20 protein-coding genes and 1 tRNA gene are annotated in these 22,211 nt (G+C 60.3%); 6 read left to right on the forward strand and 15 right to left on the reverse strand.

All coding sequences use genetic code 11. From position 1 onward, the window contains the following. Positions 1–109: 109 nt before the first annotated feature. Positions 110–1,543: a DUF2867 domain-containing protein gene (locus I6G90_RS14995; protein ID WP_197928137.1), complete on the reverse strand. Its 1,434-nt coding sequence runs from the start codon at positions 1,541–1,543 to the stop codon at positions 110–112. A gap of 167 nt (positions 1,544–1,710) precedes the next feature. Between I6G90_RS14995 and I6G90_RS15000 the strand changes: the two genes are divergently transcribed. After that, the gene (locus I6G90_RS15000; protein ID WP_197928138.1) at positions 1,711–2,802 is read left to right on the forward strand and encodes a hypothetical protein; all 1,092 of its coding nucleotides are present in this window, start codon (positions 1,711–1,713) and stop codon (positions 2,800–2,802) included. Positions 2,803–2,866: 64 nt separating this feature from the next. Here I6G90_RS15000 and priA read toward each other — a convergent pair whose 3' ends face one another. Beyond that, positions 2,867–5,074, reverse strand: a complete 2,208-nt coding sequence (gene priA, locus I6G90_RS15005; protein WP_197928139.1) for a primosomal protein N' — start codon at positions 5,072–5,074, stop codon at positions 2,867–2,869. A gap of 147 nt (positions 5,075–5,221) precedes the next feature. Between priA and rpmE the strand changes: the two genes are divergently transcribed. Next, positions 5,222–5,437: a 50S ribosomal protein L31 gene (rpmE, locus tag I6G90_RS15010; RefSeq protein WP_005340673.1), complete on the forward strand. Its 216-nt coding sequence runs from the start codon at positions 5,222–5,224 to the stop codon at positions 5,435–5,437. Positions 5,438–5,537: 100 nt separating this feature from the next. Here the strand turns inward: rpmE and I6G90_RS15015 are convergent, their stop codons facing one another. Both I6G90_RS15015 and I6G90_RS15020 read right to left on the reverse strand, forming a co-directional pair. Next, positions 5,538–6,188, reverse strand: coding sequence for a chromophore lyase CpcT/CpeT (locus tag I6G90_RS15015; RefSeq protein ID WP_042656930.1), 651 nt, complete (start codon positions 6,186–6,188; stop codon positions 5,538–5,540). A 122-nt stretch (positions 6,189–6,310) separates the two neighbouring features. Further along, positions 6,311–8,164, reverse strand: a complete 1,854-nt coding sequence (locus tag I6G90_RS15020; protein ID WP_197928140.1) for a methyl-accepting chemotaxis protein — start codon at positions 8,162–8,164, stop codon at positions 6,311–6,313. 147 nt (positions 8,165–8,311) lie between these two features. Between I6G90_RS15020 and rraA the strand changes: the two genes are divergently transcribed. Next, entirely contained in the window at positions 8,312–8,797 is a 486-nt protein-coding gene (gene rraA / locus I6G90_RS15025; protein WP_005340678.1) for a ribonuclease E activity regulator RraA, read from the forward strand. Between the two features lie 270 nt (positions 8,798–9,067). On the opposite strand, the gene I6G90_RS15030 is transcribed toward rraA, so the two are convergent. The 3 genes from I6G90_RS15030 to I6G90_RS15040 all read right to left on the reverse strand — a co-directional run bounded on the left by I6G90_RS15030 (position 9,068) and on the right by I6G90_RS15040 (position 11,627). Beyond that, positions 9,068–9,742: a 7-cyano-7-deazaguanine/7-aminomethyl-7-deazaguanine transporter gene (locus tag I6G90_RS15030; RefSeq protein ID WP_042059239.1), complete on the reverse strand. Its 675-nt coding sequence runs from the start codon at positions 9,740–9,742 to the stop codon at positions 9,068–9,070. 159 nt (positions 9,743–9,901) lie between these two features. After that, the gene (locus I6G90_RS15035; protein ID WP_197928141.1) at positions 9,902–10,189 is read right to left on the reverse strand and encodes a DUF3630 family protein; all 288 of its coding nucleotides are present in this window, start codon (positions 10,187–10,189) and stop codon (positions 9,902–9,904) included. A 10-nt stretch (positions 10,190–10,199) separates the two neighbouring features. Continuing rightward, the gene (locus I6G90_RS15040; RefSeq protein ID WP_197928142.1) at positions 10,200–11,627 is read right to left on the reverse strand and encodes a protein adenylyltransferase SelO; all 1,428 of its coding nucleotides are present in this window, start codon (positions 11,625–11,627) and stop codon (positions 10,200–10,202) included. A 105-nt stretch (positions 11,628–11,732) separates the two neighbouring features. On the opposite strand from I6G90_RS15040, the gene I6G90_RS15045 reads away from it, so the two are divergent. Further along, positions 11,733–12,035, forward strand: coding sequence for a c-type cytochrome (locus tag I6G90_RS15045; RefSeq protein ID WP_197928143.1), 303 nt, complete (start codon positions 11,733–11,735; stop codon positions 12,033–12,035). 68 nt (positions 12,036–12,103) lie between these two features. Here I6G90_RS15045 and recQ read toward each other — a convergent pair whose 3' ends face one another. Continuing rightward, complete coding sequence (gene recQ / locus I6G90_RS15050; protein WP_108588428.1) at positions 12,104–13,939, reverse strand: ATP-dependent DNA helicase RecQ; 1,836 nt, start codon at positions 13,937–13,939, stop codon at positions 12,104–12,106. Positions 13,940–14,072: 133 nt separating this feature from the next. Here recQ and I6G90_RS15055 point away from each other — a divergent pair, with 133 nt between their 5' ends. Further along, positions 14,073–14,537 carry a thioesterase family protein gene (locus I6G90_RS15055; RefSeq protein WP_005355465.1) on the forward strand — a complete coding sequence of 155 codons (465 nt, stop codon included), beginning with the start codon at positions 14,073–14,075 and terminating at the stop codon, positions 14,535–14,537. Between the two features lie 124 nt (positions 14,538–14,661). Next, complete coding sequence (locus I6G90_RS15060) at positions 14,662–15,189, forward strand: AbiTii domain-containing protein (protein ID WP_005356927.1); 528 nt, start codon at positions 14,662–14,664, stop codon at positions 15,187–15,189. 661 nt (positions 15,190–15,850) lie between these two features. Here the strand turns inward: I6G90_RS15060 and I6G90_RS15065 are convergent. The 7 genes from I6G90_RS15065 to I6G90_RS15095 all read right to left on the reverse strand — a co-directional run bounded on the left by I6G90_RS15065 (position 15,851) and on the right by I6G90_RS15095 (position 22,188). Continuing rightward, positions 15,851–15,927, reverse strand: a tRNA-Pro gene (locus I6G90_RS15065). 155 nt (positions 15,928–16,082) lie between these two features. Beyond that, complete coding sequence (locus tag I6G90_RS15070; RefSeq protein WP_197928144.1) at positions 16,083–16,787, reverse strand: MOSC domain-containing protein; 705 nt, start codon at positions 16,785–16,787, stop codon at positions 16,083–16,085. A 45-nt stretch (positions 16,788–16,832) separates the two neighbouring features. After that, positions 16,833–17,678: an ABC transporter permease subunit gene (locus I6G90_RS15075; protein ID WP_404974317.1), complete on the reverse strand. Its 846-nt coding sequence runs from the start codon at positions 17,676–17,678 to the stop codon at positions 16,833–16,835. A gap of 73 nt (positions 17,679–17,751) precedes the next feature. Beyond that, on the reverse strand, positions 17,752–18,657 hold the full coding sequence (locus tag I6G90_RS15080; RefSeq protein ID WP_042059538.1) for an ABC transporter permease subunit: 906 nt from the start codon (positions 18,655–18,657) through the stop codon (positions 17,752–17,754). After that, a complete protein-coding gene (potA, locus tag I6G90_RS15085) occupies positions 18,654–19,808 on the reverse strand; it encodes a polyamine ABC transporter ATP-binding protein (RefSeq protein ID WP_024945572.1) in 1,155 nt (384 codons plus the stop codon). The genes I6G90_RS15080 and potA overlap by 4 nt, the downstream gene beginning before the upstream one ends. A gap of 77 nt (positions 19,809–19,885) precedes the next feature. Beyond that, complete coding sequence (locus tag I6G90_RS15090) at positions 19,886–20,971, reverse strand: polyamine ABC transporter substrate-binding protein (RefSeq protein ID WP_058052463.1); 1,086 nt, start codon at positions 20,969–20,971, stop codon at positions 19,886–19,888. A 119-nt stretch (positions 20,972–21,090) separates the two neighbouring features. Next, a complete protein-coding gene (locus I6G90_RS15095; protein WP_197928145.1) occupies positions 21,091–22,188 on the reverse strand; it encodes a polyamine ABC transporter substrate-binding protein in 1,098 nt (365 codons plus the stop codon). Positions 22,189–22,211 lie beyond the last annotated feature (23 nt).

Below are 22,211 nucleotides of genomic sequence, written 5' to 3' on the forward strand. Positions count from 1 at the left end.
TCACCTCGAACGAGTCTTGCTGACTATGCATAAAATCGGCATAAAAGGCGCCCCTTGCTGTGATGTAAACGGCGCAAGTGTGGCAACGGGGATGGTCAGACCGCCCCGTTCAATCCATGACGGGGATACCGGCACTCGCCTCTGCCTCTCTGGCGATCGCCTCGGTCATCCCCTGAAAGATAAAGAGGTGGAACGGCAGCATGGCGATCCAGTAAGCCAGCCCCCAGGCGCCCTGCGGATGCCAGTGAGCGGTGACCCGGATGCGGGTCAGGCCAGACTCCTCCGGCAGGATGTTGAACTCCAGCCGCCCGACGCCGGGGGCCTTCATGTTGAACAGCAGATCGAGCCTGTGCCCCTCATCCACCCCGAGGATCTGCCAGGAGTCGAGCATATCCCCCTTCACGAAGCGATCGGGATTGGTGCGGCCACGGGTGCGGGCCGGGCCGCCGATCAGATGATCCATCCATTCGCGTACCACCCACAGCTCGTTCATGTAGAAGTAACGCTTCTCTCCCCCCAGCTGCTGCAACACCTGCCACACCACCTCGGGCGAGGCGAGACAGATCGCCTCGCCGCTGGCGGTGCGGTCATAGAAGCCATATTCGGGATGGCGCCAGCGCAGGCCGAGCGGCGTCTCCTGCCCCTGCTGTTCGGCCCCCAGCTTCTGCTCCAGCGCCAGACTCTCTGCCAGCGCCTCGTCGAAGCTGAGCAGGGTCTGCGGCAGCAGGGCCCGCAGCGGGCCGTCATCGGCCGGGATGTCGTGCTTGAGGCCACCCACCAGCGCCTTGGCCACCGGCTGCGGCACCGAAGTGACGAACTGCAGCCACCAGGCGGAGAGGTGCGGGCTCAGAAACGGGATGGGAATAATGGGGCAGCGCTTGCCGATATGGGCGGCGAACTTCTGCAACTGCTGTTGGTAGCTGAGCAGCTCGGGGCCGACCGCATTGAAGATGCGGCCATCCACCTCGTCGGCCTCTACCAGCCCGCCCAGATAGTGCAGCAGGTTGGACAGCGCAATCGGCGGCGTGCGCGAGCGCACCCATTTCGGCGTCACCATCATCGGCAGGTTGAACACCAGATCCCGCATCACCTCGAACGCCGCCGAGCCGGGGCCGATGATGATGCCGGCGCGCAGCTCCACCGTCGGCACGCCAGAGTCACGAAACAGCTCGCCACAGTGGCGGCGGGAGTTGAGATGGCGACTGTTGCACTGCTCGGGCTGGATTGCTCCGAGATAGATGATGCGGCGCACCCCGGCGGCGCGGGCAGCGGCGGCGAAGTTCTTCACCCCTTGCTGCTCAAGCCGGTGAAAATCGGCCCCCGCCCCCATGGCATGCACCAGATAGAAGACGGTATCGATGCCAGCCAGCGCAGGCAGCAGGGTGATGGGCTTGAGGCTGTCGGCGAGGCGAAACTCCACCCCCTCCGGCAGACGGCAGGGACGGCGCGCCCCGGCAATTACCTTGTAGCCCAGGGTTTGCAGGTGGGGCACCAGATAGGAGCCTATGTAGCCCGCAGCCCCCATCACCAGACAATTTCTCATCCTCTCTTCCTCTTCACATGTTGCGCCCTGCGCTTAGGCAAACGGGCCAGCACCCACATGTCCATCATCCTGCCACGCCGCCACCTTGCAACCTAGTACTAACCACCTCCCTGATTAGTCCGATTTGGTGTTAAGCCTTGTGCACTGCCTGGTCGATAACTGACCAGATGTATAGCGCCGAGGGCGAACGTATGCGCATCGATCACTACGACCTCCAGGGGGAGGTGCAATACCGGCAACAACAGGCCCAGAGCCGCAAGGTGCGCAACCTCGGGCCCGTGCCACCCGCCGTCAATCAACCAGAAGGCAACAACACGGCAGCGGCAGGCGAACGCCGCAGCACCCTGACCCTCGCCAGCGCCCTGACGCTGCAAGCCGCGAGGCAATCGGCCGCCAGCCAGCAAGCGGCAACGCCCCCCACCCCGCCTGCAGCGGAAGTCGGCAAAGAGCAGGATGGTATTCCCGACGATGGGCTGGATAACCGCCAGCGGCTGATCAAGCTGATGATTGAGGCGATGCTGGGCCACGAAATCGAGCTGCCCAAGCCGATCAAACCCTCCGAAGAGGGAAGCGAAGGGGTGACCCAAGGAGACGCCGCAGCTCAGGCCGCCGAGCCGGATCAACTGGTGGAGGTGACGGACACCCTGCTGCAACAGGAGCAGCTCAACGTGGTGGCGTCAGCCAGCGTAGCGACGCAGGATGGTCAGACTATTCAGCTCGATCTCGGCTTTGTGCTCGACTGGCGTCAGCTGGAGGTGAGCCAGCGGCGCACCACCCTCAATGCCCTGAAAGACCCGCTGGTGCTCAGTCTGGATGGCAAGATCGCCGATCTGACCGAGGCACGGGTCAACTTCGATATCGATCAGGATGGCAAAGAGGATAGCCTGCCGGGCTTGAGTGAAGGGAGCGGCTTCGTGGCGCTGGATCGCAATGGCAACGGCACCATAGACGATGGCGGCGAACTGTTTGGTGCCCGCTCCGGCAATGGCTTCGGCGAGCTGGCGACGCTGGATGAGGATGGCAACGGGGTGCTGGACGAGGGGGATAGCCATTTCTCGGCGCTGCAGTTCTGGCATCCGGAACACGCCCCCATCGCGCTGGTGGAGCTGGGGATCGGCGCCATCCTGCTACACCCCCTCGACACCCCCTTCACCCATCTGGGGGAGAGCGGCACTCAGGGAGTGCTGCGCCAATCAGGCCTCTACCTCACTGAACAGGGCAAGGGGGGCTGGGTGCAGCAGATCGATTTGCGGGTCTGAGCCCTAAAACGGAATCATCCGCCCGGTCGCTGACGATAACTGCCAGCGACCCGCTCCGGCGCCATCAACTCAGCTCGGTGGGGTCGATATCCAGACTCCAGCGCACCTTTTTGGTCTCCGGCCAGCCTTCCAGCTCCTTCACCGCCCAATCCAGCAGTTGGGCCAGCGGTGCGCGATTCGGCCCCTGCACCAGCAACTGCATCCGGAACTTGCCCGCCTTGCGCTCCATGAAGCCGCTGATGGGCCCCAGTACCTGCACGTGGGGGTAACGGGCGCTGCGCAGGGTATCTGCGAGGCGAGCGAGAAACAGCTGTACCTCGTCACGGCCATTGGCCTCGGCCCGAAACAGCCCCTGATAGCTGAACGGTGGCAACCCCAGCAGGTGGCGCTCTTTCAGCGCCGTGTCGGCGAAGTGGCCGTAACCGTTCTGGGTCAGATCCTGCAACAGGGCATGTTCCGGGTGGTGGCTCTGCAACACTACCAGCCCCGGCTTGCTGGCGCGCCCGGCGCGGCCCGCCACCTGGGTGTAGAGCTGGGCCAGCTTCTCGGCGGCGCGAAAATCGGCGCTGAACAGGGCGCCATCCACATCCAGCAGCCCCACTAGCGTCACATCCGGGAAGTGGTGGCCCTTGGCCAGCATCTGGGTGCCGATCAGGATCTTGTACTTGCCCGCCTTGATGTCGCCGAGATGGGTCTCCAGCTCCCCCTTGCGGCGGGTGTTGTCCCGGTCGATGCGCACAACCGGATATTGCGGGAACACAGTGGTAAGCAGCTGTTCCAGCTGTTCGGTGCCCACTCCCGATCCGATCAGCTCGTTGCTGCCGCACTCGGGGCAGTGGTGGGGCAGCGGGCGCACGCTGTCACAGTGGTGGCAGTGCAGCCGTCGTCCGGCCTGATGCCAGGTGTACCAGGCATCGCAACGCTCACAGGCGGCGCTCCAGCCACACTGGTGGCAAATCAGAGCCGGGGCATAGCCACGGCGGTTGAGAAACAGCATCACCTGATTGCCCGCCGCCAGATGCTCTGCCATCAGCTGCTCCAGCTGGGGAGAGAGCCCGGCCTGCAGCCGCACGCTCTTGATATCCAGGATCACCTGACGGGCGGTCTGGGCGTTACCGGCGCGACGGGTCAGGGTGAGGTGGTGATACTTGCCGCTGCGGGCATTGTGCAGCGTCTCCAGCGACGGAGTGGCCGAACCAAGCAGGATGGGAATACCTGCGCGATGAGCCCGCATCACCGCCAGATCCCGCGCATGGTAGCGAAAACCGTCCTGCTGCTTGAAGGAGCCGTCGTGCTCCTCGTCGATGATGATGATGCCGAGGTTGTAAAACGGGGTGAACACCGCAGAGCGGGTGCCGATCAGGATGGCGGCGCCACCGTCGCGGCAAGCGAGCCAGGCATCGAGCCGCTCCCGGTCGTTCATGGCGGAGTTCATCGCAACCACCGGCACGTTGAAGCGGCGCCGGAAGCGGTTGATGGTCTGCGGGGTGAGACCGATCTCCGGCACCATCACCAGCGCCTGCTTGCCCGCCTTGAGCAACGGCTCGAGGATGCTCAGGTAGACCTCGGTCTTGCCGGAGCCGGTGATGCCATCGAGCAGGAAGGCACCGAACTTGTCGCTCTGGCTGGTTACGGCGGAGACAGCCAGCGCCTGCTCACCGTTGAGGCGCAGCCCCTCCCCCGGCTCGAAACGGGATGCCCAGTCGCCGTCGTGGCTCGGCTCCAGCGAGCGCCTCTCCAGCAAGCCTTTCTTCTCCAGCGCGGTGAGAGCGGCGCTCTGGATCTCCTCCTGCTTGAGGGCAGATGGCGTCTGTGGCCCCTTGCGCAGCAAGGCAAGCGCCTGCTGCTGCTTGGCCGCCCGCTTGAGCTCGTTAAGGTCGATGGCCATCCCCGCCTCGGTGGCAAACCAGAACTCCAGCTCCCGATAGGCGGCAGGCTCCCCCTTGCGCACCAGCACCGGCAGGGCATGAGGCAACACCTCCCCCAGCGGATGCTGGTAATAGCTGGCGCTCCAGTTCATCAGCGCCAGAATATCCGGCCCCAGCACGGGGGTGCTATCAAGCACGCGTTTGATCGGCTTGAGCTTGTTGCGCGGCACCTGGCTGTCGGCCGGATGATCCACCACCAGCCCGACCAGGGTCTGGGGACCAAAGGGGATCTCGACCCGGCAACCGGGGGCAGGTAACGGCAGGGGAGAGAGATAGTCGAAGTGACGGCGTAACGGTACCGGGACAGCGACACGAACCAGATCCAGCATTTGGGAAGAATTCACCAGGGGTTGCCTATTTTTTCTGCGAAGCCACTTGCCTGATCTCAGGCATTTCCTATATTATTCGCAGCCTTTGAAACTGTGTTCAACAATCGTGTGGTGTCCGACGAGAGATCGGATGGCGACACGGCCTATTAATTGAGGTTGTCCATGAAAGCTGGTATCCATCCTGACTACGTAGCCATCACCGCCAAGTGCTCTTGCGGTAACGTCATCAACACTTTCTCTACCATCGGTAAAGATCTGAACCTGGACGTGTGCTCCGAGTGCCACCCGTTCTACACCGGCAAGCAGAAAGAAGTTTCTAGCGGCGGCCGCGTAGACAAGTTCAACAAGCGTTTCGGTGCGATGACCACCAAGAAGTAATTTTACTTCTGAAGAATTCTGAAAAAGGCGCCCATCGGGCGCCTTTTTTACGATCCCTGTTTTACATCCTTCACGTTCCCGCAGCCAGACGCTCTCGCATCTACTGGCCAAATCCTCTGGAACGACGCAAATAGACATACCCCTCACCCGGGCTGCCCCAACGCGACCGCCCTTCGTTGTCATAGGCACGATCCAGCAATCTGACGCTGTCGGGGCCAATCCAGATATGCTGCACCAGAGTACTGGCACCACCAAAATCGGTGGAGCAGTGGCCCACCCGAGTGTGACCGGCATACTCGCCGGACGGGGTGCGGGTCAGCCAGATCTCGCAACCGTGGCGCAAGGAGAGCTGCTGCGGGGTCAGGCTGTCGAGCAGGGAGGGATCGTGCCAGGCACCGGCAAAATCGGTGGCCCGGGGCATGGTCAGTTCGGCCATCAGGATCCGTCCATCAGGGGCGGGGGAGAAGCGGTAGATACGCTGGCGAAACGGGCGGATGGAGCGCAGGCTCAGGTACTGTTCGGCATAAACCCAGCGATAGCCCTGATAGCCAGGCCAGATCTCCATCAGCCGCAGCTCGGCACTGGTGAAACGGCTGTCGTAACTGGCCTGCTCCCGGCTCGTAAAGGCCCCGTTGAACCAGCTGAGCAGCGGCTCCATGCCTGGCTTGAGTGGGGTAGCCTGGGGTGCCGGGCCTGCCAGCACCAGACAGGTGCAGAACAGCCCGAATACGGCCACCAGCAACTTTGCCATCGAATCCTTCCGAATCATCATAGTGGCGGCGATTATATGAGCGAATGCCCCCAATAACAGCCATTACGATCAAATCATTGCCACTCTGATGTGAAAACCTCGCAAAGATGTCAGTCCGGTCACTAAACCCGGTATTTCGCCACCGCCTGATTCAACAGTTGCGCCTGCTTGTTGAGCCCATCACTGGATTTGGCATTTTCCTCCGCCATGGTGCTGGACTCCTGGGCAATGTCGCGGATGTTGTTGACGTTGCGGTTCACCTCGTTGGCCACCAGACTCTGCTGCTCGATGGCCGCCGCGATCTGGGTGCTCATGTCCATGATGTGGGTGACATCCTGGGTGATCTGTCCCAACAGCTCCCCTGCGGTGCTGGCCTGCTCCGAACTGCGGTTGCCCTGCTCGCGGCAGGTCGCCATCATCTCGACGATGCTGCCGGTCTGCTTTTGCAGGGAGCTGATGATGCCGGCGATCTCCTGGGTCGATTTCTGGGTGCGAATGGCGAGGCTGCGCACTTCGTCGGCCACCACCGCAAAGCCACGGCCCTGATCCCCCGCCCGCGCCGCTTCGATGGCCGCATTGAGCGCCAGCAGATTGGTCTGCTCGGCAATCCCCCTGATCACATCCAGCACCGAGCCGATGGTCTCGCTCTCTTTTTGCAGTTGTCCCACCTCCCTGGACGAGCTCTCCAGATTGCCCGCCAGCGAGCGGATCTGGCTGACCGTATTTTCGACTGCGGTGCGCCCCTCCATCGCCTTGTTGTTGGTGGTCTGGGCATTGTTGGCGGCCTGTTCGGTATTGCGGGCGATCTCTTCGATGGTGGATCCCATCTCGGTGGAGGCGGTCGCCACCATGTCGGTCTCCTGCAACTGGCGCGCCGCCCCCTCGCTGGTGCGCTGGACGTTGGCCGAGAGGTGATCGGCGGCCTCCGTCAGGGTATGAACACTCTGCTTCACATCGCCGATCAGGGTGCGGAACCCGCCCAGCATCACGTCCAGATTACCCGCCAGCTGGGCCATTTCATCAGCCCCTTTCAACTCGATTTTCAGCCGCAGGTCATTATCCTGACGAATGCGATTGACCGTCTCGTTCACCCGGGTGATGGGGCGGTCGATGCTGCGGCCGAGCAGCACACTCATGATGCCGATCAGCACGATAATCACCCCGCCACAGACCAGCATCAGGCTGTTGAGGCGAGCGGTCTGCCGCTCCAGTTCATCGACAATGTGCTGGTCAACGGTCGCAAACCCCTGCTCGGTTTGATGCACCAGATCCCGCATCTGGTTGCGCAGCCCCTCACCCTCTTTCAGACCCAGCACCTGCATCCCCTGCACCAGGGCGACAAAGTCCTGCCGGTATTGCTTGCTGGCCTGCTCCAGCTTGCCGCGATCCGCCTCCGGCAGAGCGGCAAGGCTATCCTGAAAGCTCTTGTGCAAGGTCTCGAAGCGATCCAGATACTGGATGTCGGAGCGCAACATGAAGTCCTTCTCCGCCCGCCTCAGCTGCAACATGGTGATGAGCAGCCCCTGCTGATCCAGCTGCTTGAGGCCATCTTCCACCTCATGCACTGCGGCCCGCAATTTGCCATAGAGACCATCTTCCGGCCCCAGCCCTATCTTCTGCTGCTGAGCGACCAGGGCGCTGAAGGCGCTGCCATAGGCCCCCATCTGCTGATCCAGCCGGGTCAGCTCACCATGCACCACGCTGATATTGTCATCGGCACTCAGAGTGCGGTTGAGCGTATGGAAACTCGCCAGCACTTTATTGAACTGATCGACGAAGGTCATCTCCTTGCGGATCACAAAATCCTTCTCGGCACGCCGCAGATTAAGCATGGCGATCTCCAACTGATCCACATTGCGCTGGGCATCGGCCAGATGGCGACTGACCTGACTGGAGTAGAGAAACAGGCCGCTCAGTACCAGCATGGCAATCGCCACCAGCACGGTATTCAGGATCAATTTATGACGTATCAGCACGATGGACCTCTCGCAAACCAGGCAATGGACTGCATTGAGCTTATGCAGAAAAGCGGCGACGGGTGATTTGTGCAAGGAATATTCATTGAAATGCCACACCCACTCCTTATACTGGTTGCACCTGTTTCCAGCCGTGGATTTGACACTATGGAATACAACACTTCAGAATTGTGCGACATCTATCAGGACATGGTGGATGTACTCGAACCCATGCTCTGCTCCTTCGGCGGCCGCGCCTCTTTCGGCGGCGTCATCACCACAGTCAAATGCTTCGAATCAAATGGCCTGATCCGTGAACTCGTCAAAGAGAACGGACTGGGGCGCGTGTTGCTGATCGATGGCGGTGGCTCCATGCGCCGCGCCCTGATCGACAGCGACATCGCCACGACAGCGGCCGAGAACGATTGGGAAGGGATTGTCTGCTACGGTTGCGTGCGCGAGGTCGATATTCTGGAAGATCTGGATATCGGCATTCAGGCGCTGGCAGCCATTCCGGTCGGTGCCGACAGCAAGGATGTAGGGGAGACCGATCTGCCGGTCAACTTCGGTGGCGTGACTTTCCTGCCTGACGACCACCTTTACGCCGATACCACAGGGGTGATCCTCTCACCCGAGGCACTCGATATCGAGTAAGCCACAGACAGCGTAACGACGGGAGCCTTGGCTCCCGTTTTTTATGGCTGCAATTTGCTGAAAAAAAACAAAAAAAGAGGGCCAGATAAACTGGCCCTTAACTGGAAGCAATGTGAGCAATGTCGTGCCTTCACAAGAAGTCCATCACGTTGGAACGAATGAAGTCTTTCCCGGAAAACAAGTTAACAATAATCATTCTCATTTAACTAGGCAAGCGCTATTTGCAGAAAGTGCAAAAAAATTGACCACCGCGAAGGGTGGTCAATTTCATCAGGCTTGTCGGGTGGCCGTCTGCAGGCTGGATAATCCGGCCTCGCCCACCAGCTTGCGGCTGAGATAACGCAGCAAGACGCCGTAGAGCGGCACGAACAAACCAAGACTTATCAGTAACTTAAATACGTAATCGACGGTTGCGATCTCGACCCAGTGTTCCGCCATGAAAGGATCTGTGGTGCGCCAGAAGGCCACACTGAAGAAGGCGATGGTATCAACCAGATTACCGAACAGGGTGGATGCCGCCGGGGCAACCCACCAAGCTTTCATCAGTCGCAGTCGGTTGAACACCACCACATCCATGAACTGACCCACCAGATAGGCCATAAAGCTGGCCAGCGCGATGCGTGCCACGAACAGATTGAACTCGGCCAGATTGCCAACACCCTGGAAGCTCCCTTCGAAGAAGAGCACGGAGAGCGCATAGGAGACCGCCAGCGCAGGCAGCATCACGGTCTGGATAATCTTGCGCGCCAGACCGGCACCGAAGATCCGCACCGTCAGGTCAGTCGCCAGGAAGATAAACGGGAAGCTGAACGCACCCCAGGTGGTATGGAAGCCAAACACGGTGATCGGCAGCTGCACCAGATAGTTGCTGCTGGCAATGATCAGGATGTGGAACAACGACAGGCGAACAAGCGCCGTTTGGTACTGCGCAGGGGTCAGATTCATCTTGTGACCTTTTTGGTTAATGGGGTTAGGGAACCCATACCGCCACCATTGGCGATAATCGAGGGGCGATATTATACGCCCCCAAATCGATAGTTCAATCTTTATGCGATGATATGCGCCCGGATTGGCCAGCCGCAGAGCAGGCCTCGCGGGCGATGGTTACTCCTTGTGTTGCCTGGCGAGCCAGAGCAACACCTCCCGATCCGCCGGGCGTACCGCCTCCAGCCAGCAACCGCTGTAGTGTTCATACTCCAGCCGGAACTGGCTCCCTTCAAACGTCAGCAACCAGCTATGGCGGTCGGCCCCCGCATCCTGCTCGAGCGGTTGCAGCTCCCACTCTCGCAGCAAGGCCTGCGCCAACACTGGAAACGTGTCCCAGTCGAGCGCCGGGCAATCCAGCGTCACCACGGCGGCTTCGTTATCTACCTGTTTGATCTGCCAACTCATTCCCTGTCTCTCAGCTGCTGCAGGATAGCTCGCCACCGCAATACCATGCTGGTACCGGAGTAGCGAGATCCTCATATTCGGGTTGTTCATCATAGGGGCGCTGCAGGGCGGTGAACAACCGCTCGAACGGCTGCATATCCCCTGCATCGGCGGCATCGATCACCTGCTGGGCCAGCGCATTGCGCAGCACATACTTGGGATTGATGGCATCCATCTGCGCCTTGCGCACGGCATCCTCGCTTCCTTCGCGCACCAACCGCGCCCGATAGCGCTCCAGCCACGCCTGCCAACCCCGCGGATCAGGCAACAGGGCCAGCAGATACGCGGGCCACGCCCCCTCTTGCGTTACCTCACCGAGACGGCGCAGGAACAGGTGGTAATCCACCTTGTTAGCCGCCAGCAGCCGGAACAGCTCGCGGAACAGCGCCGGATCATCCTCCTCCCACACCGCCAGCCCGAGTTTGGCCCGCATCAGTTCGGAATAGTGCAGCATCAGCTGCTGCTCGTACTGGGCCAACGCCGCAGCCAGCGCATCACCGTCGACATGCCCCGCCAGCGCCTGCGCCAGCTTTTGCAGATTCCAGTAACCGACCGCGGGCTGCTGATCCAGCGCGTAACGACCCGCCGGATCCGAGTGATTGCAGACAAAATCGGGCACGTAGGCATCGATAAAGCCATAGGGGCCGTAATCCAGCGTCAGGCCGAGCAGCGACATGTTGTCGGTGTTCATCACCCCGTGACAGAAGCCCGCCGCCTGCCATTTGGCAATCAGCCGCGCGGTGCGACGCACTACCTCGGCAAACAGTTCGGCGCCATTCTCCTGCTCGGGGAAGTGGTGGCGCAGTAGATAATCGATGAGCGGCGGGATCTTCTCCCCCTGCCCGCTCCAAGCGAAATACTCGATATGACCAAAGCGCAGATGGCTGGGAGCGGTTCGCAGCACGGTCGCCCCCGTCTCCACCTGTTCCCGGTAAACGGGCTCACTGCTCCCCACCAGCACCAGCGCCCGGGTGGTGGGTATGCCAAGGGCATGGAGCGCTTCGGAGGCGAGATACTCGCGAATGCTGGAGCGGAGCAAGGCGCGGCCATCGCCAAAACGGGAGAACGGCGTTTTACCCGCCCCCTTCAGATGGAGATCCCAGCGGCTGCCATCCGGCGCCAGCTGCTCACCCAATAGCAGCGCCCGACCATCCCCGAGCCTAGGGCTGTAACCCCCGAACTGATGGCCGGCATAGACCTGCGCTACCGGCTGCATACCGGGCAGCACTTTTCCCTCGCCACAGCAGGCGATCCAGTCAGGCTCGCTGACGCCTCCCAGCCCCAACTCGGCCAGCAAAGCCCGGTTGAGATGAAGCAACCGGGGTTGCTGCAGCGGCTGGGGGACCACAGACTCACAAGCCCAGGGCAACTCGGTCGCAAAAGTGTTGATCAGCTTCATGGTTGTGCCATTCGTCCCTGCGTATGCTCGTGTCACTCTTTATACTGCCGTCAGCCACGCTTGTGCTCACTGGCAACCATCATTTTTCAATTCAAGGAGAGGAAGATGCAAAAATGGGTATATGCCCTGCCCTTGCTGGCACTGGCGTGGGGTCATCAGGCCAAGGCTGCCGATATCGAAGCCGGCAAAGCCAAGGCAGCGGTCTGCGCCGCCTGTCACGGCGTGGAAGGCAAGGCGATGATCCCCAACTATCCCCATCTGGCGGGTCAGAATGCCGCCTATCTGGTGAAACAGTTGAAAGCGTTCAAGGATGGCACCCGCAAAGAGCCCTTGATGGACCCCTTCATGGCACCGCTGACCGAGGCGGATATCGACAATCTGGCGTCCTTCTACGCCAGCCTGAAATAACCTCGCGCCTGATTCGCACTCATCCAGAGCCGCGTCTGCTGTGGTCGATTACGCTTCGCTAATCGACCCTACCGGCGGCAGTAGTCGATGATAAGGTCCATAAAGGCTTCGCCGAAGCGTTCCAGCTTGCGGTGGCCGACGCCGTTGATGGCCAGCATCTCGTCTTCGGTCATCGGCATCAGCTGGGCCATCTCCACCAGGGTCGCATCGTTGAACACCACGTAGGGCGGCACCTCTTCGTCCTCGGCAATCTGCTTGCGCAAGCCGCGCAGCTCCTTGAACAACCGCTTGTCGTAGTTGGCGTTGTCGAGCAAGCCGTTGCGCTTCTCCTTGCGGCTGGAGATGGGCTGCAAGCGGGGTACGGCCAACTCCAGCTTCACCTCGCCGCGCAGCACCGGGCGGGCCGCCTCGGTCAGCTGCAACACCAGATTGCGAGTGATGTTCTGGGTCAGCAGCCCCTTGTGGATCAGCTGGCGGATCACGCTCATCCAGTATTCGTGGCTCTGATCCTTGCCGATGCCATAGGTCGACAGCTTGTCGTGACCATGATCCTTGATGCGCTGGTTGAGCGAGCCGCGCAGCACCTCCACCACATAGCCCACCCCGAAATTCTGCCCCACCCGCCAGACGCAGGAGAGCGCCTTCTGGGCATCTTCGGTGCCATCATAACTTTTGGGCGGATCGAGGCAGATATCGCAGTTGCCGCACGGCTTGTCGTTGTACTCGCCAAAATAGTTGAGCAGCACCTGACGGCGGCAGGTCTGCGCCTCGGCAAAAGCCGCCATCACGTTGAGCTTGTACTGCTCCACCTGCAACTGCTGGGGGTTCTCGATGTTGTCGAGCAGACGGCGCACCCGGCCAATATCGGCAGGATCGTACAGCAGCAACGCCTCGGCAGGGGTGCCATCACGACCGGCGCGACCGGTCTCCTGATAGTAGGATTCGATGTTCTTCGGAATGTCGTAGTGCACCACGAAGCGCACGTTGGGCTTGTCGATGCCCATGCCAAACGCCACCGTTGCCACCACGATCTCGACATCATCCTTGAGGAAGGCATCCTGGGTCTGCTGGCGCTGCTCGAGCGGCAGCCCCGCATGATAGGGCGCCGCCTTGCAACCGTGGCGGGATAGCCGCTCGGCCACCTCCTCCACCCGATTACGGCTGGAGCAGTAGACGATGCCGCAGTTGCCCTTCTGGCTCTGCACGTAACGCAGCAGCTGCTCCGCCGCCTTGAACTTCTCCACCAGGCTGTAGCGGATATTGGGTCTGTCAAAGCTGGCTGTGTGAATAAAGGGATCGTTGAGTTCCAACCGGTGCAGCATGTCGCTGCGGGTCGCCTCGTCGGCGGTGGCGGTGAGCGCCACCACAGGCACCTGCGGGAACCACTGCTTGAGCCGCCCCAGCGCCGCGTACTCAGGCCGGAAGTCGTGGCCCCACTGGGAAACGCAGTGCGCCTCGTCGATGGCGAACAGCCCGAGCGGCAGCTCGGCCAGCCGGTCCATGAACTCGTGCTGCAGCAAGCGCTCGGGGGAGACATAGACCAGCTTGATCTCGCCGCGACGCATGGCGGCGAAGTTCTGGATCATCTCCTCCCGGCTCAGGGCCGAGTTGATGTAGACCGCCGCCACACCGTTCGCGCGCAAGCTGTCGACCTGATCCTTCATCAGCGAAATAAGGGGAGAGACCACCACACCGAGCCCGGGCCGCAGCAGTGCCGGGATCTGGTAGCAGAGCGACTTGCCACCACCGGTGGGCTTAAGCACCAGCGCATCGCGCCCAGCTACGATCTGCTCGATGATCTCGAGCTGCCCCGGCCGAAACTGCTGATAGCCGAAGACCGCCTGCAGCAGGGCAAGCGGACTCTCTGGCTGAGGATCTGGCAGGGTTTCGGCAATCGCGGTCATGGGCTCTCCTTTGGGGTCGCCATTCTAAAGCAGCCGCCGCCCACAATAAACCTGCCATTGCGACTGTTAAGGAAGTGTTGCAGACTGGCTGGAGTTTTTACTCGGCTTTGATGACAAGGATTGGGATCAGAGAATGAAACAGATGCTCAAGAAGATGGCGCTCAGTGGCATTGCCAACCTGTTTGCCGAGAAGATGCCGTTCAACAAGCTGATCGGCATGCAGGTGACCCACTACGACTTCGACAAGGTGGAACTGCGCATCAAGATGGACGAGAAGCTGATCGGCAACCCTTTCCACAACATCCTGCACGGCGGCGTCACCGCCACGCTGCTCGATGTAGCGGGCGGCATGATAGTCGCCGCCTCCTGCATCGACGAGCTGGAGGAGTTCTCCCCCAGCTATCTCAAGGAGCGTTTCGCCCGCCTCGGCACCATCGATCTGCGAGTGGACTACCTGCGCCCGGGGCGCGGCAACGAGTTTATCGCCACCGCCCACATCATCCGGGCTGGCAGCAAGGTGGCCGTCGCCCGGATGGAGCTGCACAACGAAGAGGGCACCCACATCGCCTTCGGCACCGGCACCTATCTGGTGGGTTGAACCAAGTTAGTGCATAAAAACCTCGCTGCTAATCCACTTTTAATCATTAGATTCCTTACCCCCTCTGGCCGAACAAGGTCCATACTGATAGTCGGGATTGTGTGCAGAGGGAGGATTGCAGGCGATGAGTGCGAAACTGGCCATCAAACCATCCAGAGCCTTGTTGACACAGCTCGAGTCCATGCTCGACGAGGTGCAGACACCCGAGTGTCGCCACTGGTTGGAACAGGAGCTTGAGGGGTATTCTCTCTCCTCACCCCTGCCTTGGTATCGCATCGTTCCCTGTCGGCAACGCGGTCACTTTCTGGATCTGAAAACGGGAAAATATTTGACCTGTCACATCAACAGTCAAACGCTATGCCAACGCGATCTGGCCCAAATTCAGTTCATTTATGCCCGTGAACCCGCCGCCCACTATTTGCTGCAACGCAATTCCGGTATTGAACCCTGGCCAGAACAGCTGCTGGAAGATTATCAGGAGCAGTTGATCCCCGGCCATCTATGCCTGCAAGCCTGGCATGAGCCCGTTATTTCATTACGTGCACAACTGATGGAGGGAATAGAACATTTCATTAGTGAGTACCCCAAGCACGCGGCCTTGCTGCCTCAACACAGTTTCAAGGCTTTGCGGCATCAGCACTGGCATATCTGAGTAAGCGCCTGGCGCGCAAGGAGGGCACCATAGACAAGACCCATAGCGAGATTGCCACAATCTAGAGTGCCGGAGTCAGGATTAGACTCCACCGATGGGCCACCGAGCGGTGGCCCTTTTAATTTCCGCAGTAGCCTCACTATCGACAGTCCCGCTCACCATACACACCACCTGCTTATACCCAACCTTTACCCGCCCTTCCCATATTCCACCGACTTATCGCCCCTCTATCCCCTCCCGACCGGAATAAAAGTGGGTTGCCATCACAAGCTGAAAACCGATAGCGGATAGCGGATAGCGGATAGCGGATAGCGGATAGCGGATAGCGGATAGCGGATAGCGGATAGCGGATAGCGGATAGCGGATAGCGGATAGCGGATAGCGGATAGCGGATAGCGGATAGCGGATAGGCAAAGTGTGGCGCCGCGCGCCGTGAACCCGCAACCCTAACAAGCAATAATTGCCCGTTGAATCTTGGGCTATCGGCAGGTCGGCAGGTCGGCAGGTCGGCAGGTCGGCAGGTCGGCAGGTCGGCAGGTCGGCAGGTCGGCAGGTCGGCAGGTCGGCAGGTCGGCAGGTCGGCAGGTCGGCAGAGAAAAGAGTAACTCGCGGCGGAAAGCCAATGCAAAAAGGCCGCTCTATTGAGCGGCCTTTTCAAATTTGGTCGGTGTGAGAGGATTCGAACCTCCGACCCCTTCGTCCCGAACGAAGTGCGCTACCAAGCTGCGCTACACACCGATGTCTGCGGGACGGGAATTTACCGAAAGCCCAGACCCGACACAAGCCTTTTTTGCGTTTGGCAGGAAAAAAAGTGCCATTTGCTCAACTATTCAGCACTCTTTTCATCCGTTTACCGAGCGGCAGCCAGCTGGTGACATTCCGGCAACCGGCCGTCAGGCCTGGCGCAGGGATGCCGGCCCCAGCAGACGGCGCTGCCAGTCAGCCACAGTGCCATGCTCCAGCCAGTCGGCTGCATGCTGGCGCCAGTTGGGGGAGAGGGCCGGATTCTCCAGCAACAGCAGCAGGTCAGTCTCGTTGCGCACCTGATTGAACAGAATGTCCGCCGTGCGCTTCACCGTCAGCTCTGGGTAAGGCCTGTCCACCAACTCCATGGCCGACTCCAGCGACACCATCCCCTCCTCCAGCACCCGCAGCAGCCAGCCACAACGGCCATTCAGTTGCATCACCTGCGACATCTGGCCATAGCCAAAGCGCTGGTTGAGCTTGAAACAGGGGGATCTTGGCTGACTTATCTGGATCAGCGCCTCACCGAGTCGATAGACATCGCCAATGCAGGCTTGCGCCTCGGTCAGCCCGATACCGGAGAGGTTCTCGCCAAAGGCGGCAGGTTGCCACGGGGTGCGTGGTGCAGAAAGCCCCAGCGCGGTTTGCCAGGTCTGCCACCAGAGGTAGTGGTCGGCCGGATAGTAGTGGAGCGCCCGATCCGGGCCACCGTGGTGGCGCTGGTCACACTGTTCATCCCCTTCCAGACCGGCAAAGGCACAGCGAACTGGCGCAGAGATCGGTTGCTTGTGAATGGCGCTGATGAGGCCGGGCACCAGCTCGGTGCCACGACCGCTAAAAAGGGAGATCCGCATACTCATCCTCCAGATTGACGAGAGTAGGCGGATCTTAGCATGCCGTCAGACCACGGCCTGCATCTGGGTGGTCATGGCGATCTCGGCGCGACGGCGCTTCTCCGCCCTGGCCATCAGATACCAGCTACCGAAGGTAAAGAGCGATACCGACAGCAGGATCAGGCTGGCCACCGCGTTGATCTCGGGTTTCACCCCGAGTCGCACCGCCGAGAAGACCTCCATCGGCAGCGTGGTGGAGCCAGGGCCGGAGACGAAGCTCGCCAGCACCAGATCATCCAGCGACAGGGCGAACGACATCATGCCGCCTGCCGCCAGCGAGGGGGCGATCATCGGGATGGTGATCAGGAAGAACACCTTCCACGGCTTGGCGCCGAGATCCATCGCCGCCTCCTCGATGGAGAGATCCAGCTCCCGCAACCGCGCTGACACCACGATCGCCACGTAGGCGGTACAGAAGGTGGTGTGCGCGATCCAGATGGTCAGCATGCCCCGCTCGGCTGGCCAGCCCACTAGCTGAGCCATCGCCACGAACAGCAGCAGCAGTGACAGACCGGTGATCACCTCGGGCATCACCAGCGGCGCCGTCACCATGCCGCCGAACAGGGTGCGACCACGGAAGTGGGGAATACGGGTCAGCACGAAGGCTGCCACCGTCCCCAGCGCCACTGCGGCGATGGCGGTGTAGAAGGCGATCTCCAGCGAGCGGAACACAGACCCGATCAGCTGCTTGTTATCGAGCAGGCCGAAGTACCACTTGAGCGACCAGCCACCCCACACCGTCACCAGCTTGGAGGCGTTGAAGGAGTAGATCACCATGATGACCATGGGCAGGTAGATAAACAGCAACCCCAGCCAGAGCATCAGTTTGGCAAAACCGAAACGCTTCATCATGCCTTGTCCTCCAGCGCTCTGAACTGGTTACGGTTGCAGCAGCTGGATACGGGATTGAACAACGCTGTTTTCATCATGCTTTGCCCTCCAGCTCTTTGGCCTGGTTACGGTTGAAGAGGATGATCGGAATGATCAGCACCGCCAGCATCACCACCGCCAGCGCAGAGGCGACCGGCCAGTCACGGTTGTTGAAGAACTCCTGCCACAGCACCTTACCGATCATCAGGGTCTCCGGGCCGCCCAGCATTTCGGGGATAACGAACTCCCCCACTACCGGAATGAACACCAGCATGCAGCCAGCGATAATGCCGTTCTTGGAGAGCGGCACCGTGATCCGCCAGAAGCGGGTCAGGTTGCGGGCACCGAGATCGGAGGCCGCCTCCAGCAGACTCTGGTCATGCTTGACCAGATTGGCGTAGAGCGGCAGCACCATAAACGGCAGGTAGGAGTAAACGATACCGATATAGACCGCCAGGTTGGTGTTGAGGATCTGCAGCGGCTCGTCGATCACCCCTATCCCCAGCAAGACGCTGTTGAGCAGGCCGTTGTTGCTGAGGATCCCCATCCACGCATAGACCCGGATCAGGATGGCGGTCCAGGTCGGCATCATGATCAGCAGCAGCAGCACGGTCTGGGTCTCCTTGTTGGCCCGTGCGATGGAGTAGGCCATCGGATAGCCAATCAGCAGGCAGAGCAGGGTGCTGATGAAGGCCATCTTGAGGGAGCCCAGATAGGCCGCAATATAGAGCTCATCCTCCTGCAGCAGCAGGTAGTTGCCCATGTTGAGCAGGATGGTGAGCTGATTGTCGGCCCAGCTCACCACGTCGGTGTAGGGCGGGATCGCCACATCCGCTTCCGCAAAACTGATCTTCACCACGATGACGAAGGGCAGCAGGAAGAAGAGGAACAGCCAGAAGAAGGGGATGCCAATCACCAACCGGCGCCCCCCGACCCGCTTCAGTCGTTGCAAGAACTTCATGATTGCAGCACCACGCCGCTGTCATCTTCCCAGTAGAGGAACACCTGGTCATCCCAGGTTGGCCGCTTGCCGTGGCGTTCGGCATTGGCGATGAAAGCCTGAACGATTTTGCCCGAGGGCAGCTGGATGTGATAAACCGAGTGACCGCCCAGATAGGCGATGTCATAGACCTCGCCCTTGGTCCAGTTGAAGTCCGGGTGCTCGATCTCCTCCGGCTTTTGCAGACTCATCAGCAGCTTTTCTGGCCGCAGGGCATAAGTCACCTTCTTGTTCTCGGCACGGGAGCTGATGCCGTGGCCCACATAGATGGGCTGCTCCAGATCGGCGCAGGCGATGGTGGCGTGGTCCTGCTCATCCTCCACCAGCAGGCCATCGAACAGGTTGACGTTGCCGATGAACTCGCACACCAGCCGGCTGGCCGGAGTTTCGTAGATATCCATCGGGCTGCCGATCTGCTCGATGCAACCCAGGTGCATGATGGCGATCCGCTCCGCCATGGTCATGGCCTCTTCCTGATCGTGGGTCACCATGACGCAGGTCACCCCGACCCGCTCGATGATCTCTACCAGCTCCAGCTGCATCTTGGAGCGCAGCTTCTTGTCGAGCGCCCCCATGGGTTCATCGAGCAGCAACAACTTGGGACGCTTGGCCAGCGAACGGGCCAGCGCTACCCGCTGGCGTTGACCACCGGAGAGCTGGTGCGGCTTGCGACGGGCATACTGGGTCATCTGCACCAGCTTGAGCATCTCCTCCACCCGGGCATCGACCTCCGCCTTGGGCAGGCCATCCTGCTTGAGGCCGAAGGCAATGTTCTGCGCCACCGTCATATGGGGGAACAGGGCGTAGGACTGGAACATCATGTTGATGGGGCGCTCGTAAGGCGGCATGTCGGTGATATCGACCCCGTCGAGGAACAGCCGCCCCTCGGTCGGGCGCTCGAAACCGGCCAGCATCCGCAGCAGGGTCGATTTGCCGGAGCCGGAACCGCCGAGCAGGGCGAAAATCTCGCCCTTGTGGATATTGAGAGATACGTTATCGACCGCCAGCGTTTCGTCGAACTGCTTGCTTACCCGATCAATCTTCACCAGCACTTCTTTGCGCTGCTGACTGCCCTCGAGGGCTTTCTTGTAGGCACTGGAGGCTATCGCCATTACCAAACTCCCCAACGTGATACCGACCTCGCGGCCGATTCATAAAAGCGATTTGGCGCCCCCGAAGGGCACCAAGGTTAGGTTCCGGACTTGATCTTGTTCCAACTCCGGGTCATCAGCCGCATCACTGCGCGAGGGTGTGTCTGCGACACATAAAGCCTCGCCAGCACCGGCTGTGGTGGATAAACAGACTCGTCGTCACGCACTTTTTCATCCATAAACGCTGCCGCTTTGGCATTGGGATTGGCATAGCCCACATAGTTGCTGACCTTGGCAATCACTTCGGGCTGCAGGACGTAGTTGATGAGGGCGTGCGCCTCTTTGACATTGGTGGCATCAGCCGGAATCGCCATCATGTCGAACCAGAGATTGCCCCCCTCTTTCGGAATGCTGTAGGCAATCTTCACCCCCTTGCCAGCCTCATCGGCGCGGGCAGCGGCCTGCAGGATGTCGCCGGAAAAACCGGCTGCCACGCAGATATCGCCATTGGCGAGATCGCCGATGTATTTGGAGGAGTGAAAGTAGGTCACATAGGGCCGCACCTTGAGCAGCAGCGCCTCGGCCTGTTTGATATCAGCCTGTTCGTGGCTGTTTGGATCGAGTCCGAGGTAGTTGAGGGCAGCAGGGATCATCTCGTCGGCAGAGTCGAGGAAAGCGACGCCGCAGCGCGAGAGTTTCGCCATGTTTTCCGGTTCGAAGATGGCCGCCCAGGAGTCAATCTTGTCGACCCCCAGCACCGCCTTGATTTTGTCGACGTTGTAGCCGATGCCGTTGGTTCCCCACAGATAGGGCACCGCGTATTGATGACCCGGATCCACCTTGTCGAGCTGCTTGAGCAGTACGGGATCCAGATTGGCCATATTGGGTAGCAGGGATTTGTCCAGCTTCTGGAACGCTCCCGCCTCTATCTGTTTGGCCAGGAAATTATTGGAAGGCACCACCAAATCGTAACCGGTCCGCCCCGTCAGCAACTTGCCTTCCAGGGTTTCGTTGGAGTCAAACACGTCATAGACGGTCTTGATCCCGGTCGCCTGCTGGAAATCGCTGAGGGTGGTCTCGCCGATATAGTCTGACCAGTTGTAGAAGTGCAGCTCTGGCGCAGCCTGAGCCACATTCGCCAATCCCATGGTCAGCGCTATGGTTAGCAATTTGGTTGTCTTCACGGTGTCAGTTCTCCTGTTGCAGTGGTTGACCGTCTGCGCATCCATTCGCGCGGCCCATCCGGATGGATGGCATCACTACCCTCCCGGCCGAACTGCGGACCGGGAGGGGTATTCGTTACTTACTTGCCGGACTTGATTTTGGTCCAGCTGCGAGTCATCACTCGCTGCACCTTGGCCGGCAGATCCGGGAAGGTGTAGATCTTCTGCAAGGTTGCCGCATCGGGGTAGATACCCGGATCGGTGCGGATCGCCTCATCCACCAGCGGGGTTGCCGCCTTGTTGCCGTTCGGGAACTGCACCACGTTGGTGATACTGGCGATCACCTCGGGCTTCATCAGATAGTTGATGAAGGTGTGGGCGGCCTCGACGTTCTTGGCATCTGCCGGAATGGCGATCATGTCAAAGAAGCTGCCCGCCCCCTCTTTCGGAATGGTGTAGGTCAGCGCCACGCCATTGTTGGCCTCGGCTGCCCGCGCCTTGGACTGCTGCAAGTCACCGGAGTAACCGACCGCGACGCAAAGGTTGCCGTTGGCCAGATCCGAGATGTACTTGGAGGAGTGGAAATAGGCGGTATAGGGGCGAATGGAGAGGAACAGCTCCTCTGCCTTCTTCAGCTCGGCCGGTTTCTGGCTATCCGGCTTGAAGCCCAGGTATTGCAGGGCGGCCGGCAGCATTTCGGTCGGTGAATCGAGGAAGGAGACGCCACACTCTTTCAGCTTGGCCATGTTCTCCGGCTTGAACACCAGATCCCATGAGTTGACCGGGGCATCGGCCCCCAGCACGGCCTTCACCTTCTCGGCGTTGTAGGCATAGCCGATGGTGCCCCACAGATAGGGAATGGAGTACTGGTTGCCCGGATCGCTCGGCTCGAGCGCCTTGAGCAGGCCGGTATCCATATTTTGCCAGTTGGAGAGCTTGGACTTGTCCAGCTTCTGGAACACGCCCGCCTTGATCTGTTTGGCCAGGAAGGGGTTGGATGGCACCACGATGTCGTAGCCCGAGCTACCCGCCAGCAATTTGGCTTCCAGCACCTCGTTGCTGTCGAATACGTCATACACCACCTTGATGCCCGTCTCCTTCTGGAAGTTATCCAGGGTATCCGGCGCGATATAGTCGCTCCAGTTGTAGACGTGCAGCACCTTCTCTTCAGCCATTGCTCCGGCACTTGCCATGACCAGAGCCACAGAGGCAGCGATCACTCCTGTTTTGAAAGACATCATCCTTGTCTCCTAAGCAAATT

Source organism: Aeromonas allosaccharophila, from assembly GCF_016026615.1.
GTDB lineage: Bacteria > Pseudomonadota > Gammaproteobacteria > Enterobacterales > Aeromonadaceae > Aeromonas > Aeromonas allosaccharophila.

Bases quoted from the DNA above. Each gene is read 5' to 3' on its own strand.
- I6G90_RS15030 (WP_042059239.1), bottom strand. From the start codon at position 9,742: ATGAATCTGACCCCTGCGCAGTACCAAACGGCGCTTGTTCGCCTGTCG.
- I6G90_RS15070 (WP_197928144.1), bottom strand. From the start codon at position 16,787: ATGCGGATCTCCCTTTTTAGCGGTCGTGGCACCGAGCTGGTGCCCGGC.
- I6G90_RS15000 (WP_197928138.1), top strand. From the start codon at position 1,711: ATGTATAGCGCCGAGGGCGAACGTATGCGCATCGATCACTACGACCTC.
- I6G90_RS15060 (WP_005356927.1), top strand. From the start codon at position 14,662: ATGAGTGCGAAACTGGCCATCAAACCATCCAGAGCCTTGTTGACACAG.
- I6G90_RS15075 (WP_404974317.1), bottom strand. From the start codon at position 17,678: ATGATGAAGCGTTTCGGTTTTGCCAAACTGATGCTCTGGCTGGGGTTG.
- rpmE (WP_005340673.1), top strand. From the start codon at position 5,222: ATGAAAGCTGGTATCCATCCTGACTACGTAGCCATCACCGCCAAGTGC.
- I6G90_RS15095 (WP_197928145.1), bottom strand. From the start codon at position 22,188: ATGTCTTTCAAAACAGGAGTGATCGCTGCCTCTGTGGCTCTGGTCATG.
- I6G90_RS15045 (WP_197928143.1), top strand. From the start codon at position 11,733: ATGCAAAAATGGGTATATGCCCTGCCCTTGCTGGCACTGGCGTGGGGT.
- recQ (WP_108588428.1), bottom strand. From the start codon at position 13,939: ATGACCGCGATTGCCGAAACCCTGCCAGATCCTCAGCCAGAGAGTCCG.
- rraA (WP_005340678.1), top strand. From the start codon at position 8,312: ATGGAATACAACACTTCAGAATTGTGCGACATCTATCAGGACATGGTG.
- I6G90_RS15040 (WP_197928142.1), bottom strand. From the start codon at position 11,627: ATGAAGCTGATCAACACTTTTGCGACCGAGTTGCCCTGGGCTTGTGAG.
- I6G90_RS15055 (WP_005355465.1), top strand. From the start codon at position 14,073: ATGAAACAGATGCTCAAGAAGATGGCGCTCAGTGGCATTGCCAACCTG.
- potA (WP_024945572.1), bottom strand. From the start codon at position 19,808: ATGGCGATAGCCTCCAGTGCCTACAAGAAAGCCCTCGAGGGCAGTCAG.
- I6G90_RS15015 (WP_042656930.1), bottom strand. From the start codon at position 6,188: ATGGCAAAGTTGCTGGTGGCCGTATTCGGGCTGTTCTGCACCTGTCTG.
- I6G90_RS15035 (WP_197928141.1), bottom strand. From the start codon at position 10,189: ATGAGTTGGCAGATCAAACAGGTAGATAACGAAGCCGCCGTGGTGACG.
- I6G90_RS14995 (WP_197928137.1), bottom strand. From the start codon at position 1,543: ATGAGAAATTGTCTGGTGATGGGGGCTGCGGGCTACATAGGCTCCTAT.
- I6G90_RS15080 (WP_042059538.1), bottom strand. From the start codon at position 18,657: ATGAAGTTCTTGCAACGACTGAAGCGGGTCGGGGGGCGCCGGTTGGTG.